This is a genomic window from Falsirhodobacter sp. alg1, from assembly GCF_000739715.2.
Lineage (GTDB): Bacteria > Pseudomonadota > Alphaproteobacteria > Rhodobacterales > Rhodobacteraceae > Falsirhodobacter.
The window spans coordinates 37,805-52,691 of sequence record NZ_BBJC02000003.1; the positions used below are offsets into that span (position 1 = coordinate 37,805).

The following is a 14,887-nucleotide window of genomic DNA, read 5'->3' on the forward strand; positions in this document are numbered from 1 at the left end:
GGGGCTAAGATACAGGCCGGAAACGGAGCCTTTGATGACATCTGAAACAACCCGTCGCATTCCCCATATCATCGCGGCCGAGATCGGCGCAGAACCGCGGCAGGCGCTTGCTGCCATCGACCTGCTGGACGGAGGTGCCACGGTCCCTTTCGTTGCCCGCTACCGTAAGGAAATGACGGGCGGGCTTGACGATTCGCAGTTGCGCCTTCTGTCGGAGCGTCTGGGATATCTGCGAGAGCTGGAGGCACGCCGTACCGCCATTCTCGGATCCATCCGCGATCAGGGCAAGCTGGATGCCGCGCTTGAGGGGCGGATCGCTGCCGTTATGACCAAGGCAGAGCTGGAAGATATCTATCTTCCCTACAAACCGAAGCGACGGACCCGTGCGATGATCGCGCGGGAAAACGGCCTTGGACCGCTGGCCGAGGGTATTCTGGCCGATCGCAGCGCCGATCCCGAGGCGCTCGCGGCCGGATATCTGACCGAAGCGGTTGCCGACATAAAATCGGCACTGGAGGGTGCGCGCGATATCGTGGCCGAGGGTCTGGCCGAGAATGCCACCCTTCTGGGGCGCCTGCGCAGCCATATGGCCGAAGAGGGCCGCGTGACCGCCCGCGTGGTGGCGGGGAAGGAAGCCGAAGGAGCCAAGTTCTCCGACTATTTCGCGCATGATGAACCCTTCGGCAAAGCGGCGGGCCACCGTGTTCTGGCCATGATGCGAGGCCGCAACGAAGGTATCCTAAGCCTTGATCTTTCGGTGGAGCCGGAGGCCGCAAGGGGGCAGAGCCGTGCCGAGGGCATGGCTGCTGCCGCACTGGAGGCCAAGGGAGCCGGCGCGGGGGACCGCTGGCTGCGCGAGGCGGCGGCCTGGGCATGGCGGGTGAAACTGCGGACCTCGCTGACACTAGATCTGATGGGGGATCTGCGCGCGCGGGCCGAGGCCGAGGCGATCAATGTCTTTGCCCGCAACCTGAAGGATCTGCTGCTGGCCGCACCTGCGGGCGGCAAGGCCACCCTGGGCCTTGATCCGGGCATCCGCACGGGCTGCAAGCTGGCTGTTGTGGATGCGACGGGCAAGGTGCTGGAAACATCGACGATCTATCCGTTCCAGCCCAAAAACGATCTGCGCGGGGCCTCGGCCGAAATTGCCCGCCTGATCCGCGCCCATGGTGTTGCGCTGGTTGCGATCGGCAACGGCACGGCCAGCCGCGAATCCGAACGGCTTGTGGCGGATGTGATTTCGGGCCTGCCCGGGGCAAAGCCCACGAAGGTGATCGTGTCAGAGGCGGGCGCGTCGGTCTATTCCGCCTCTGAGCTGGCTGCAAAGGAATTTCCCGATCTTGATGTGTCGTTGCGGGGGGCCGTATCCATCGCGCGCCGCTTGCAGGACCCGCTGGCGGAGCTGGTGAAGATTGAGCCGAAAAGCATCGGCGTCGGGCAGTATCAGCACGACGTGGATCAGAACCGCCTGTCCCGGCAGCTGGATGCCGTGGTCGAGGATGCGGTGAACGCGGTGGGGGTCGATCTCAACACCGCATCGTCTGCCTTGCTGGCACGGGTTTCGGGGCTGGGCGCATCGCTGGCGGATGCGATCGTGCTGCACCGCGATTCTGCGGGGGCTTTCCGGTCACGCCGAGAGTTGCTGAAGGTGCCGCGCCTTGGCCCGAAAGCCTATGAGCAGGCGGCCGGGTTCCTGCGGATTGCCGATGGCAAGGAGCCGCTGGATGCCTCGTCGGTCCACCCCGAGGCCTATGATGTCGCGCGGCGGATCGTGGCCGCCTGCGGGCGCGACCTGCGGTCGGTCATGGGGGATGCCGGTGCGCTGCAGGCCCTGAACCCGCGCGATTTCATTGATGACCGGTTCGGTCTGCCGACGGTGAGGGATATTCTGGCAGAGCTGGAAAAGCCCGGCCGCGATCCACGCCCCGAGTTCCGGACCGCGACCTTTGCCGAGGGTGTCGATACCATCGGGGATCTGAAGCCCGGCATGCTGCTGGAGGGGACGGTCACGAATGTGGCGGCCTTTGGTGCCTTTGTGGATATCGGCGTGCATCAGGACGGGCTGGTCCACGTCAGCCAGTTGGCGGACCGCTTCGTCAAGGACCCGCATGAGGTGGTGAAGGCCGGCGATGTCGTGAAGGTGCGGGTGACCGAGGTGGATGCCCCTCGCAAGCGCATCGGCCTGACCATGCGCAAGGATGGCGCCCCGATCGAGGCCCCGCGCCCGCCGAAGGATCGTGTGCGCGGCCCATCCAAAGCGGCCCCGAAGGAAGCGGCTTCGGGCAATGCCTTTGCCGACGCGCTCAAGGGGTTCGGCAGGTAAACAAAAAGGGCGGCCCCGCGGGGCCGCCCTTTTTCGATCAGAACGGGATTTCGTCGTCGAAATCTGCTCCGCGTCCGCCGCCCGAGGATTGGCCGCCACCGTGACGCGAGCCACCGCCGCTGCGTCCGCCATCATCGTAATCATAGCCGCCCGACGAGCCGCCGCGATCATCGTAACCGCCACCACCCGAGGAGCCGCCACCGTCACGGCCATCCAGCAGGGTCAATTCGCTGCGGAAGGGGCGCAGGACGACTTCGGTCGAATAGCGGTCGGCGCCGGATTGGTCCTGCCATTTGCGGGTTTCCAACTGGCCTTCGATATAAACTTTCGACCCTTTGCGCAGGTATTGCTCCGCAATCTTACCCAGCGGTTCGGAGAAAATGGCAACCGAATGCCATTCGGTCCGCTCCTTCCGCTCTCCCGATGCCTTGTCGCGCCAGTTTTCCGATGTGGCAATGCGCAGGTTTACGACGCGACCGCCATTCTGGAAGCTGCGCACTTCCGGATCGCGGCCCAGATTGCCGACGATGATAACCTTGTTGACCGAACCCGCCATGCGCGAACCTCCCGTAATCGGTTTGAACACTGGGATTACACGGCCCGTCGCCGTGCCGCAAGCGAACGGTTTCCGCCGATCGCGGCCTGCACTCTTTCCACGTCGCGGGTTTCATGTATTCTGCGCGCGAATAAGACGGGGCAGGGCCATGAAGGCAATCAGGTTTGCGGCAATGGCCGTATTGATGGCGGGAAGTGCGCAGGCCGAAGGGATTTTCGGTGCCACGCCCGGCGTTTCGCGGCAGGCATCGCAGTTCCAGGTTCTCGATAGCCGGGCATCCAGCCAGTATTCCGGATCGACACGCCTTCGCCCCGCCTCCGAAAAGGAAGAGCCGAAGGCGGCAATGTCCGTGACAACGGCAACGCCACGCTATTCCGGCCAGTACCGCGGGCAATATCTGGAAACGGCGCGCAGTGCCGCGCGTAAGTACAACGTGCCCGAAGATCTGTTTCTGCGGTTGATCCAGCAGGAATCCGGCTGGAACCCGAATGCGGTTTCATCGAAGGGCGCACGGGGACTGGCGCAATTGATGCCTGGCACGGCGGCATTGATCGGGGCGCGGATCGATGATCCGGTTTCCAATCTGGATGGTGGCGCCAAATATCTGCGGATGATGTACGACCGTTTCGGCAACTGGACGCATGCGCTTGCGGCCTATAACGCGGGGCCGGTGGCGGTGGAACGCTTTGGCGGCATTCCACCTTACGAAGAAACGCAAAACTACGTGCGCGTGATCGCTGGCCGTTAAGCCAGCGCCCCTTCTGCTGTGATCCGTGTCTTGCCGCCCAGATAGGGCCAAAGTGCTTCGGGCAGATCAACGGATCCATCCTCTTGCTGGCCGTTTTCCAGTACGGCGATCAGGCAGCGGCCAACCGCCAGCCCCGAGCCGTTCAGCGTGTGGACATATTCCGGCTTGCCACCCTGCGGGCGGAAGCGGGCGTTCATGCGGCGGGCCTGGAAATCACCGCACACCGATACGGACGAGATTTCGCGATAGGTATTTTGGCCGGGCAGCCACACTTCCAGATCATGGGTCTTGGTGGCGCCGAATCCAGTATCCCCGGTGCAGAGCAACAGCACGCGATAGGGAAGGCCCAGCTTCTGCAGCACGGCCTCGGCGCAGCCCGTCATGCGTTCATGCTCGGCGGCAGATTGTTCGGGGGTGGTGATCGACACCATTTCCACCTTCTCGAACTGGTGCTGCCGCAGCATGCCCGACGTATCCTTGCCCGCGCTGCCCGCCTCGGAACGGAAGCATTGGGACAGGGCTGTCAGGCGGATCGGCAAACGCTCCTCCTCCAGCACCTCACCGGCGACGGTATTGGTCAGCGTCACCTCGGACGTGGGGATCAGCCACCAGCCGTTGGTGGTCCGATAGCTGTCTTCGGAGAATTTCGGCAGCTGGCCCGTGCCGACCATTGCCTCATCCCGCACCAGAACCGGGGTCCATGTTTCGGACAGGCCGTGTTCGTTCACGTGCAGGTCCAGCATCATCTGGCCAAGGGCCCGGTGCAGCCGCACCACGGCACCGCGCAGCACAACAAAGCGGCTGCCGGACAGCTTGCCGGCGGTCGCAAAATCCAGGCCGTCCGCCGCACCCGTGATCTCAAAATGCTCCTTCGGGGTGAAGGAGAATTCGCGCGGCTGGCCCCAGCGGCGCAGTTCCACGTTTTCGTTTTCATCGGCGCCCATCGGCACCTCGGGGGCAGGGCGGTTCGGCAATGTCATCAGCAGATCGCGCAGGGCGGCATCCTCGGCGGCGGCCTCGGTGTTCAGGCGGGCGATATCGGCCTTTTTCTGTGCGACCAAAGCGCGCAGCCGTTCGAACTCCGCCTCATTGCCTGAAGCTTTGGCGGCGCCCACGTCCTTGCTGGCGCGGTTCTGTTCCGCCTGTGCGGTTTCTGCCGCCAGGATCTTGCTGCGCCGTGCCTCATCCAGAGCCAGCACGCGTGACGACAGCCCGTCCAACCCGCGGCGGGACAGGTCCGCATCAAAAGCGGCGGGGTTTTCGCGAATGGCGCGAATGTCGTGCATGGCTGACTCCTCAGGTGCAAAGTTATGCAGGTTCTATGCCCCATCCCGCGCCACCATGGAACCGTGAAATGCGGGAACCTTGGCGGGCCGGGCCGGTTATCCCCCCAGACAATCCGAGGAGGATCGACGATGAAACGCATCGCTGCCCTTGTGGCAACCTGTGTCCCGCTTCTGGCGCTGCCCACCTATGCCCAGGATATGCCGACCCCGAAAGAGGCCACTTTCGTGAATACGGATGGGGAAAACATCGGTACCGCCGAAATACGGCCCGTCGGGGAGGGTGTGCTGATATCTGTCGACATCAAGGATCTGCCCGAAGGACCGCTGAGCCTTCACGTCCATGAAACGGGCAGTTGCGAAGGCGATTTCAAATCGGCGGGCGGACATTACAACCCGACCGGCGTCACCCACGGGTTCTTCAGTGATACGGGCCCCCACGCCGGTGACATGCCCAACCAGTCGGTGAACGAGGATGGCGAGATGGTGGCAGAAGTGCTGAACACCATGATCCCGTTCGATGATATGTCCGGCAAGGCGCTGGTGGTCCATGATGGCCCTGACGATTACGTGAGCGATCCTGCCGGAAATGCGGGCAATCGCATTGCCTGCGCCGTTATCGAATAAAACGTCATATGCACCGGTTTGATCCGGTGCATCCTGCCGTGTTGGCACGCGCTTGCGTTCCATGGGGGGCGGGGCTAGGGTGCGCCACCGTAATTATCGGGGCGCAGCCCCTGTCTGAGCCGAGGATAGCCCATGTTCGCAACCCCCGCTTTCGCCCAATCAGCCACCGCCGGTGGAGCCATGGGCGCCATCAGCAGCTTTGTCCCGCTGATCCTGATTTTCGCCATCATGTATTTCCTGCTGATCCGTCCGCAGCAGAAAAAGGTCAAACAGCACCGTGCCATGGTCGAAGCGTTGCGCCGTGGTGATCAGGTTCTGACCCAGGGCGGGATCCTTGGAAAAGTGACCCATGTGGGCGAAGGCAATGAAGTCACGGTGGAAATCGCCGAGGGCGTCAAGGTCAAGGTCCTGCGCAGCACGATCGCGCAAGTGATTTCCAAAACCGAACCCGTCGCCTGATCCTTTTCCCTTTCCCGACCCGGACCTGAGCAATGTTGCAGATTCCCCTGTGGAAGCGGATCGTCATCTGGGCGCTATGCCTTGCTGCGTTCCTGTTTGCCCTTCCAAACGCGTTTTATGACCGGGTCGAAACCCACAATGATGCGAGCGAGGCGGTTGCCGCCAGTGCGATCGCCCCGACGCCCGAACAGACCGCGGCATTGGGCATGTGGCCTGATTACCTGCCTTCGTCATTGGTAAACCTTGGCCTCGACCTTCGGGGCGGGGCACACCTGCTGGCCGAAGTGCAGTTGGCCGATGTTTATGCCGACCGTATCGATGCCCTGTGGCCGCAGATGCGCGATGCCCTGCGGGATGCCCGCGACGAAGTGGGCGGCATTCGCCGTACCCAATCCGAACCCGGCGTTCTGGCAATCCAGATTTCCAACGCGGCCGGGCTTGAGCGTGCGGTCGCCATTGCCCGCACGCTTGCCCAGCCGGTCACGACGCTGACCGGGGCCGGACAATCCGATCTGGATATCAGCGGTGCCGGCGATACCGTCACGATCCAGCTGTCCGAGGCCGAACGCTCGGCGACGGACCTGCGCACGATGCAGCAGACACTGGAAATCATCCGTCGCCGGATCGACGAGGTCGGTACGCGTGAACCGACGATCCAGCGGCAGGGCGATGATCGCGTCCTGATCGAGGTGCCGGGCATCGGATCGGCCGAGGAGCTGAAATCCCTGATCGGGACCACGGCGCAGCTGACCTTCAATACCGTTCTGAACCGCACTACGGATCCGGACACACCGGTCGAAGCAGGGCAGGCGTTGTATCCGTCCGAAAGCGAGCCGGGCACCTATTATCTGGTGCAGACCACGCCCGTTGTTTCGGGTGAGGATCTGACCGATGCACAACCGGCATTCGACCAGTCAAACAATCCTGCCGTGAATTTCCGCTTCAACGGGGCCGGTGGCCGCGTATTCGGCGATTATACCGCCCGCAACATCGGCCGGCCATTTGCCATCGTGCTTGATGATCAGGTGATTTCCGCCCCCGTGATCAACTCTGCCATTCCGGGCGGGTCCGGCATCATCACCGGCAATTTCACGGTAGAGGAATCTACCGAGCTTGCCGTGCTGCTGCGCTCCGGTGCGCTGCCGGCGGAACTGTCGTTCCTGGAAGAGCGGACAATCGGGCCGGAACTGGGGCAGGACAGCATCGATGCGGGCCGCATGGCCTCCTTGGTCGCCATGGCGGCCGTGGTCGTCTTCATGGTGCTTTGCTATGGCTGGTTCGGCGTGATGGCGAATGTGGCGCTGGCGGTGAACGTGCTGGGGATTCTAGCGCTGCTGTCGGTCATCGGTGCCACGCTGACCCTGCCGGGGATTGCCGGGATCGTGCTGACCATGGGGATGGCCGTCGATGCGAACGTGCTGATCTACGAGCGGGTGCGCGAAGAACTTCGCGCCGGGCGCAATCCGGTACGTGCGCTGGACGAAGGGTTCCAGAAGGCGCTGTCGGCCATCGTGGATGCCAACGTCACCACGCTGCTGACCGCCGTGATCATGTTCGCTTTCGGTTCGGGTTCGGTGCGCGGGTTTGCCGTGACGCTAGGGATTGGGATCATCACGTCGATGTTCACCTCGATCTTCGTGACACGCTCTCTCGTTGCCACGTGGTACGCGTGGCGCCGCCCCAAAACCATTACCGTGTAAGGAGAGGCGCGCATGGCCCTTCGTCTGAAGCTCGTCCCTGATGTCACGACCATCAACTTTTTCCGGTGGCAATGGCTGACCTTCGGTGCCTCGATCGTTGCGATGGTTCTATCCATCGTGGTGATCCTTTTCATGGGGCTCAACTTCGGTATCGATTTCCGCGGCGGCACCACCATCCGGACCGAAGCGGCCGAGCCGGTGGACGTCGGTGCCTACCGGCAGGCATTGGCGCCGCTGAATCTGGGCGATGTCGTGATCACCGAGGTCTTCGATCCGTCGTTCCGCCCCGACCAACATGTGGCCAGCGTCCGCCTGTCGGTGCAGGACGGGGCCGAGGCGACCTCACCCGAGGTGCTGAACGAGGTAGAGGCGGCGCTGAAGACCGTCGCACCGTCCATCACCTTTCCTTCGGTGGAATCGGTTGGCCCCAAGGTGTCCGGAGAGTTGATCTGGTCTGCCGTAATGGCGGTCATGCTGGCATCCCTGGGGATCGGCGTCTACATCTGGCTGCGCTTCGAATGGCAGTTCGCCGTCGGAACGATCCTTGCCTCGCTGCATGATGTGCTGGTGACGGTCGGTATCTTTGCGCTGTTCCAGATCCGCTTCGATCTGACCACAGTGGCGGCACTGCTGACCATTCTGGGCTATTCCGTGAACGACACGGTCGTCGTGTTCGACCGCCTGCGGGAGAACCTGCGTAAGTACAAGACCATGCCGCTGCGCGACGTGATGAACCTGTCGGTCAACGAAACGCTGAGCCGTACGGTCATGACCGTGCTGACCACATTGCTGGCGCTTGTGGCCCTGCTGGTGTTCGGTGGTGATGTTCTGCGGGGCTTTGTGGCCGCGATTACCCTGGGCGTCATTCTGGGGACATATTCATCGGTCTATATGGCGAAGAACCTCGTACTGTGGACCGGTGTGAACCGAGAGCCGAAGGCAAAGCCCAAGGCTGGTACCAAATTCGCGGATATTGATGCCTGATGTCATTGCTTGAAGAAATCTCCTACCCCGAGGCCCAGCCGATCGACGGCTATGGCCCGGGGTTCTTCAGGATTGCCGGGCGCGTGCTGGAAGGCCCGCTTCTGGTTTCCCCATGGAGTGTCATGGGTTGGGGCGGCTTTGATGACGCGGCAGCCATTCTGGCGCTGAAGGGCCGGATCGACGTGCTGTTCGTCGGCATGGGCAGCGAGATCGCCCATGCGCCCCGTGCGTTCCGCAATGAACTGGAACAGGCCGGTATCGGGGTGGAGGTGATGAATTCACCTGCCGCCTGCCGGACCTATAACGTCCTGCTGTCCGAAGGGCGGCGCATTGCGGCAGCGCTGATTCCCGTCACCTCTTGACCACCCATGCGGCTTGCGCCATTCCCGACGCATGGTTCCAATGGATAAACTTGCCCAGATCACGCAACGCTTCGAATATCTCGAAGCGAAGCTGTCTCATGGGGCACCCGCATCAGAGATTGTGGCGCTCAGCCAGGAATATTCCGAGTTGAAGCCGATTGCGGCGGAGATCGACGCCTATCGCCGTGCCCTTGACGATCTGGCCGAGGCACAGGCGCTGCTGGCCGATCCGGAAATGCGCGCATTGGCCGAGGATGAAATCCCCAGGCTACAGGCCCGCATCCCCGAGATGGAGCAGGCGTTGCGTCTTGCCCTGTTGCCGAAGGATGCGGCGGATGCACGCCCCGCAATTCTGGAAATACGCCCCGGCACCGGCGGGGAAGAGGCTGCGCTTTTCGCAGGTGACCTGCTGCGGATGTACCAGCGGTATTGCGAGAGCAAGGGGTGGCGGTTCCAGATCATCGACCTGACCGAAAGCGACCTTGGCGGTGTGCGCGAACTCACGGCTCTGGTGCAGGGCGAGGGCGTCTTTGCCCGCCTCAAATACGAATCCGGTGTGCATCGGGTGCAGCGTGTGCCGGAGACCGAGGGTGGCGGGCGTGTTCATACCTCTGCCGCGACAGTTGCCGTGCTGCCCGAGGCCGAGGAGGTGGAGATCGACATTCCTGCTTCCGATATCCGGATCGATACGATGCGCGCGTCCGGCGCGGGGGGGCAGCACGTGAACACCACGGATTCCGCAGTCCGCATCACGCATATTCCGACCGGTATCGTCGTGACCAGCTCGGAAAAATCGCAGCACCAGAACCGTGCGATCGCTATGCAGGTGCTGCGCGCGCGGCTGTATGAGGCAGAGCGGGACCGTGCCGACAACGAGCGTGCGGCCACCCGCAAGGCGCAGGTCGGGTCCGGTGATCGTAGCGAACGTATCCGCACCTACAACTTTCCGCAGGGGCGGCTGACCGATCACCGCATCAACCTGACCCTTTATGCCTTGTCACAGATCATGGCAGGGGATCTGGATGATGTGATCAGCGCCCTGATCACCCACGATCAGGCAGAGCGGTTGGCCGAGCTGCAATCATGACACTGGCCGAGGCGCTTCGCACGGCCAGCCAGCGTCTGGCAGCGGGTAATTGCCCGGAACCTGCCAAGGATGCACGACGCCTGCTGGCATTTGCCGCAGGCATCGCCCCCGACAGGTTGTTCATGCACCTTCCGGACGCGATGACGACCGAATGCACCGTTCGGTTCGAGGAGGCGATCCAGCAGAGGCTTGCCCATCGGCCCGTGGCGCAGATTGTCGGAGAGCGGACGTTCTGGGGGCGGCAGTTCCGCGTGACCTCCGATACCCTGGACCCCCGGCCCGAAACGGAAATCCTGATCGCACAGGCCTTGCAGGAACCTTTTTCACGGGTGCTGGATCTGGGTACGGGAACGGGCATCATCCTTCTGACACTGATGGCGGAAACCGGCGCTGCAGGCATGGCGGTGGATATTTCAGAAGTGGCCCTGAAGGTTGCGCGGGCCAATGCCCAAAGCATGGGGCTGATGCCGGACCTTCGTGTTTCGGACTGGTTTTCCAACGTGGACGGGACGTTCGATCTGATCGTCTCGAACCCGCCCTACATTGCGGCAGAGGAAATGCCCGCCCTTTCGCCGGACGTGCGGTTGTGGGAGCCGCATCTGGCCCTGACGCCCGGCGGGGACGGACTGGAACCTTACCGCATCATTGCGCGCCATGCGCCAAGGCATCTGGTAGCGGGGGGGCGGCTGCTGGTGGAGATCGGCACGACACAGGCCGCAGTCGTCGTGGCGCTGTTTCAGGAGGCAGGATTGGCAGGCGTTGCGGTACATGCCGATTTCGATGGGCGGGATCGCGTCGTTTCCGCCCGCCGGACATGAAAACATCAATTAAATTATACGAAAGCCCTTGCCAGACGGGATTTGAGGTGCTTATTAAAACCTGTGACGGGAACGACGCATTCTGCGCCACGGTCCCGCATACCCTAGCCGCAACAGCCCGGCATTCTGGAAGCTCGCCGTTTATGGCAGAGCCACCACCAAACACCTGTAAGGTAAGGCCAGATGGTCGGATACAAGGATAACATGCGATCCTCAAAGTCTCGCTCGCGTTCGAAATCGAACCGCCCGCGCCCAATCGGCAATATCATCAACCGTGTGTTCGACAGCTCCGGCCCTGACGGCAAGGTGCGTGGCACGCCCCAGCAGATCATTGAGAAATATCAGCTTCTGGCGCGCGATGCACAGTTGTCTCATGATCGTGTGGCGGCCGAGGCATTCCTGCAGCATGCCGAGCATTACACCCGTATGCTGAGTGAAGCGCAGCGCGAAATGGCCGCCGAACAGGAGGCGCGCCAGCAGCAGCACAATCACAACAACCAGCAGAACCATAACAATAATAACAACCAGCAGAATCGTGACCGTGACCGCCGCGATGACCGCCGGGATCACCAATCCGACGACCGCCGCGACCAGCCGCAGGAAGAACGTCGGGAGCATCAGGCCGACGACCGCCGCGATCAGCCCCAGCATCAGCCGGAAACAGTTGATGCAACGGCGCAGATGATGCCGCCGATGCCCGAGATGCAGCCCGCAGCCGAGGAGCGTCCTGCCCCCGAGGCCGCCGCAGCACCGGAACCGCAGCGTGCCCCGCGTCAGCCCCGTGCCCCACGCGCCCCCCGCGCTCCGCGTGAACCGGCCGCCGAGGGTGAGGCTCCGCGCCGGACGAATACACGCCGTCCGCGCAACAAGCCGACCGAGAATGCCGCGCCCGACGGCCCGTCATCATCCGAGGCTACAGAATAAAAAGACCGCCCCTTGGGGCGGTTTTTTATTTCCGGGCAATTTCACGGGCGAGGGCGCAAAATCCTTCAAGCGGAATGTCCTCGGCACGGTCCGTGGGTTTGATCCCCGCGGCAACCAGCCGATCCTCGATATCGGGCGCCAGACCTTTGAGGCTGGAGCGCAGCATCTTGCGCCGCTGGTTGAAGGCCATGGCCGTAATGCGCGACAGGATGGTGCCATCAGCGGGATAGCGCGGTTCTTCCAGACGCTTCAGGTGCACCACAGAGGAATGGATCTTGGGCGGCGGTGTAAAGGCCTCGGGTGGCAGGGTCAGAACGATGCGCGGTTCGGTACGCCATTGTGCCAGCAGGGCCAGTCGGCCATAGGCCTTGTTCCCCGGTTTGGCGACGATACGTTCTGCGACCTCTTTCTGGAACATCAGGGTCAGGCTGTCCCAGAAAGGCGGCCATTGCGCGGGGGTCAGCCAGCGGATCAACAGTTCGGTTCCGACATTATAGGGAAGGTTGGAAACGATACGGATCGGTGCGGTCAGCCTGTCTGTCGGATCGATGCTCAGCGCATCGGCGTTTATGACGTCAAGCCGACCGGGATAGGCGGCGGATATCTCGGCCAATGCAGGCAGGCATCGCGGATCTTTCTCAATGGCCAGGACACGCCGTGCCCCTTCGGCCAGAAGGCCACGGGTCAGGCCGCCGGGTCCGGGGCCGACCTCGATCACGTCGCAGCCCTTCAGGTCGCCGGCCATACGCGCGATTTTCGCGGTCAGGTTCAGGTCCAGCAGAAAGTTCTGTCCCAGCTGTTTTTTCGCGACCAGATCATGGTCGCGAATGACATCGCGCAGGGGCGGCAGGCCATCAATCATTGCCACGGCGGGCTCCCATTTCTGCTGCCATTCGCAGCGCGGCAATCAGACTGGAGGGATCGGCGATGCCGCGCCCCGCGATATCGAAGGCAGTACCATGGTCCGGAGAGGTGCGGACAAAGGGCAGGCCGAGTGTGACGTTCACGCCGCTGTCAAAGGCAATCGTCTTTATCGGGATCAGGGCCTGATCATGGTACATGCAGATGGCCGCATCATAGCGGGTACGCGCGGCTGCGTGAAACATGGTATCGGCGGGCAGGGGGCCGGACAGGTCAAACCCCTCGGCGCGCAGCCGGTCAAGTACGGGGACCATCCGCGCCTCATCCGTACCCATCGCGCCGCCTTCCCCCGCATGCGGATTCAGGCCCGATATGGCCAGACGCGGGGAAGCGACGCCGAAATCGCGGATCAGGGCCGCGTGGGTGATGCGGATCGTTTCGTCCAGCAGGGCGGGGGTCAGGGCGGCAGGCACCTCGGCCAGCGGAATGTGGATGGTTGTAGGAACAACGCGCAATGCGTCGGAGGCCAGCATCATCACGACGCGATCAACCCCCGCCAAGGCAGCGAGGTATTCGGTATGCCCGGGATAGGCGAAAGCAGCCCCGTCAATCAGGGCCTTCTTGCTGATCGGCGCGGTACAGATGGCCGAAACCTCATTCCGCTGCGCCAGATCCACAGCCTTCGCGATAACGGCAATCACTTCGGATGCATTGGCCGCGGCCGGTTTGCCGGCAAGGGCCGGTTCCGGAAAGGCATGGTGCAGCACCGGCAGGCAATCGGCCGGAACATCCGTGGCCTGGGCTGGATGCTCGATCAGCTGGAAACGGGTTTCCAAAGGCAGATGCCGTTCATCCCCGATAAGAAAGAACGGCAGATCCGCCCCCAGCAGAGCCCGCGCTTTGGCAGCGATTTCCGGACCAATGCCGGAAGGCTCCCCACATGTCAGGGCAACAGGCTTCACGGCGTGCGGATGATTGCGTTGTCGCGCAGCTGGCTCAGATACACCTCTGCCATCGATGTCAGCTGCTGGTTGGTCAACTGGTTCTCAATGGCGCTCCGGTCCACCGGCGTGTCCGATACGGGGCGCCGGGCGCAAAGCATGACCAGCGTCGGGGTACCATTCTGGGTGATGATTGCCGTTTCATTCTGGTCCAGACCCGAAACGGTCTGTGACATGTTGGCAGGCAGTGCTGCCGTTTGCAGGGTCTGTCGCTGAACGGCCACACCATCCTCGCGGGCAACGCGGTACAGATCGGTGCAGGTGTCGGCATCGCTGGTGATGGCGATGCGTTTTGCGGCAGGATCGCTACCGGCGGGCAGGGGGTAGAAGGCAAGCTCCACCTCGGTTGGCCGGACGGTCGGGGCCGTTTCCTCAAGCGCGCGCAACTGGAACAGGGCAACCGCGTTCGGAATCGGCAGCGGTTCGGTCACACCACCGGGCTTCAACGCCATGAAGATTGGCTGCAACCCTGCGGGCAGGTCCGAAAGCGGCAGCCATTCCAGCGCGCCCCCGTTCGCGGCAGAAGGCGTTGCGGAATAACGGCGGGCAAATTCCGCGAAATCATCCCCGTTCGCCACGCGGCCCGCAATTTCGCGCGCCGCCTCCAGTGTCTGGCTTTCCTGGCCCGGAGGGGCCGGGAGGATCAGTTCCGACAGAAGAATGCGGTAGTTCGAAGCCCGCCCCTGTGCCTCGATCGCGCGATCGACATCGGCCTGGCTGATCACGACCCGGGAAGAGAATGTGTCCCGCACGACGCTGCGCCATAGCAGACCGGCCCGCACGAAATCCCGGAACGTGGTGCGGTCCACGCCGGCGGCTTCGATCTGTGCGATGAATTCGTCCACCCCGAGGTTCGCCCGGCGGGCAAATTCGACCATTCCGTTCTGGATCGCCTCATCTGAAACGGTAATTCCTGCCTGTTTGGCCGCGCTCAGCTTCAGACGGTCTTCTATCAGGCCATCCTCGGCCTGCTGTGCCAGATCACCGGGGGCACGCAGAAGCGTCAGGAACTGCTGGCGCTGCGAAAGCTCCCAATTGGTGACGGCATCCCCGTTCACGATGACATGCGGCGCGAAAAGGCTTTGCGCACCGCTTGCGATGGGGGCCAGGGCAATCGCCGTTGCAAGGAGTATGGTATGGAGGCGGTTCATGCT

The 14,887-nt window shown here is 62.8% G+C and carries 15 protein-coding genes; 10 read left to right on the plus strand and 5 right to left on the minus strand.

All coding sequences use genetic code 11. From position 1 onward, the window contains the following. Positions 1 to 34: 34 nt before the first annotated feature. Positions 35 to 2,323, plus strand: coding sequence for a Tex family protein (locus TR36_RS06640; RefSeq protein WP_045390832.1), 2,289 nt, complete (start codon positions 35 to 37; stop codon positions 2,321 to 2,323). Positions 2,324 to 2,360: 37 nt separating this feature from the next. On the opposite strand, the gene ssb is transcribed toward TR36_RS06640, so the two are convergent. Continuing rightward, positions 2,361 to 2,879, minus strand: a complete 519-nt coding sequence (gene ssb / locus TR36_RS06645) for a single-stranded DNA-binding protein (protein WP_045390830.1) — start codon at positions 2,877 to 2,879, stop codon at positions 2,361 to 2,363. A gap of 148 nt (positions 2,880 to 3,027) precedes the next feature. On the opposite strand from ssb, the gene TR36_RS06650 reads away from it, so the two are divergent. Further along, positions 3,028 to 3,627 carry a lytic transglycosylase domain-containing protein gene (locus TR36_RS06650; RefSeq protein WP_045390828.1) on the plus strand — a complete coding sequence of 200 codons (600 nt, stop codon included), beginning with the start codon at positions 3,028 to 3,030 and terminating at the stop codon, positions 3,625 to 3,627. Here TR36_RS06650 and serS read toward each other — a convergent pair. Beyond that, positions 3,624 to 4,913, minus strand: a complete 1,290-nt coding sequence (serS, locus tag TR36_RS06655) for a serine--tRNA ligase (protein ID WP_045390825.1) — start codon at positions 4,911 to 4,913, stop codon at positions 3,624 to 3,626. The genes TR36_RS06650 and serS overlap by 4 nt on opposite strands. Before the next feature lie 129 nt (positions 4,914 to 5,042). On the opposite strand from serS, the gene TR36_RS06660 reads away from it, so the two are divergent. From TR36_RS06660 to TR36_RS06695, 8 genes are all read left to right on the plus strand, one after another. After that, positions 5,043 to 5,537 (plus strand): superoxide dismutase family protein, encoded by a 495-nt coding sequence (locus TR36_RS06660; RefSeq protein WP_045390822.1) that lies wholly within the window; start codon positions 5,043 to 5,045, stop codon positions 5,535 to 5,537. Positions 5,538 to 5,669: 132 nt separating this feature from the next. Next, positions 5,670 to 5,996, plus strand: coding sequence for a preprotein translocase subunit YajC (gene yajC / locus TR36_RS06665; protein ID WP_045390819.1), 327 nt, complete (start codon positions 5,670 to 5,672; stop codon positions 5,994 to 5,996). Between the two features lie 32 nt (positions 5,997 to 6,028). Further along, on the plus strand, positions 6,029 to 7,696 hold the full coding sequence (secD, locus tag TR36_RS06670) for a protein translocase subunit SecD (RefSeq protein WP_045390816.1): 1,668 nt from the start codon (positions 6,029 to 6,031) through the stop codon (positions 7,694 to 7,696). Between the two features lie 12 nt (positions 7,697 to 7,708). Continuing rightward, positions 7,709 to 8,680: a protein translocase subunit SecF gene (gene secF / locus TR36_RS06675; RefSeq protein WP_045390813.1), complete on the plus strand. Its 972-nt coding sequence runs from the start codon at positions 7,709 to 7,711 to the stop codon at positions 8,678 to 8,680. Continuing rightward, positions 8,680 to 9,042 carry an Mth938-like domain-containing protein gene (locus TR36_RS06680; protein ID WP_045390810.1) on the plus strand — a complete coding sequence of 121 codons (363 nt, stop codon included), beginning with the start codon at positions 8,680 to 8,682 and terminating at the stop codon, positions 9,040 to 9,042. Before secF ends, TR36_RS06680 begins: the two co-directional genes overlap by 1 nt. Positions 9,043 to 9,073: 31 nt before the next feature. Then, the gene (gene prfA / locus TR36_RS06685) at positions 9,074 to 10,129 is read left to right on the plus strand and encodes a peptide chain release factor 1 (RefSeq protein ID WP_062762784.1); all 1,056 of its coding nucleotides are present in this window, start codon (positions 9,074 to 9,076) and stop codon (positions 10,127 to 10,129) included. Next, the gene (prmC, locus tag TR36_RS06690; RefSeq protein WP_062762787.1) at positions 10,126 to 10,947 is read left to right on the plus strand and encodes a peptide chain release factor N(5)-glutamine methyltransferase; all 822 of its coding nucleotides are present in this window, start codon (positions 10,126 to 10,128) and stop codon (positions 10,945 to 10,947) included. The genes prfA and prmC overlap by 4 nt, the downstream gene beginning before the upstream one ends. Before the next feature lie 204 nt (positions 10,948 to 11,151). Next, on the plus strand, positions 11,152 to 11,871 hold the full coding sequence (locus TR36_RS06695) for a DUF4167 domain-containing protein (protein WP_067397923.1): 720 nt from the start codon (positions 11,152 to 11,154) through the stop codon (positions 11,869 to 11,871). A 25-nt stretch (positions 11,872 to 11,896) separates the two neighbouring features. On the opposite strand, the gene rsmA is transcribed toward TR36_RS06695, so the two are convergent. Genes rsmA through TR36_RS06710 form a run of 3 tightly spaced genes read right to left on the minus strand, consistent with a single transcriptional unit; the run spans position 11,897 to position 14,884 of the window. Further along, positions 11,897 to 12,739, minus strand: a complete 843-nt coding sequence (rsmA, locus tag TR36_RS06700) for a 16S rRNA (adenine(1518)-N(6)/adenine(1519)-N(6))-dimethyltransferase RsmA (RefSeq protein ID WP_045390798.1) — start codon at positions 12,737 to 12,739, stop codon at positions 11,897 to 11,899. Then, positions 12,726 to 13,694 (minus strand): 4-hydroxythreonine-4-phosphate dehydrogenase PdxA, encoded by a 969-nt coding sequence (pdxA, locus tag TR36_RS06705; protein ID WP_045390795.1) that lies wholly within the window; start codon positions 13,692 to 13,694, stop codon positions 12,726 to 12,728. The genes rsmA and pdxA overlap by 14 nt, the downstream gene beginning before the upstream one ends. Then, positions 13,691 to 14,884 (minus strand): peptidylprolyl isomerase, encoded by a 1,194-nt coding sequence (locus tag TR36_RS06710; RefSeq protein WP_045390793.1) that lies wholly within the window; start codon positions 14,882 to 14,884, stop codon positions 13,691 to 13,693. The genes pdxA and TR36_RS06710 overlap by 4 nt, the downstream gene beginning before the upstream one ends. Positions 14,885 to 14,887 lie beyond the last annotated feature (3 nt).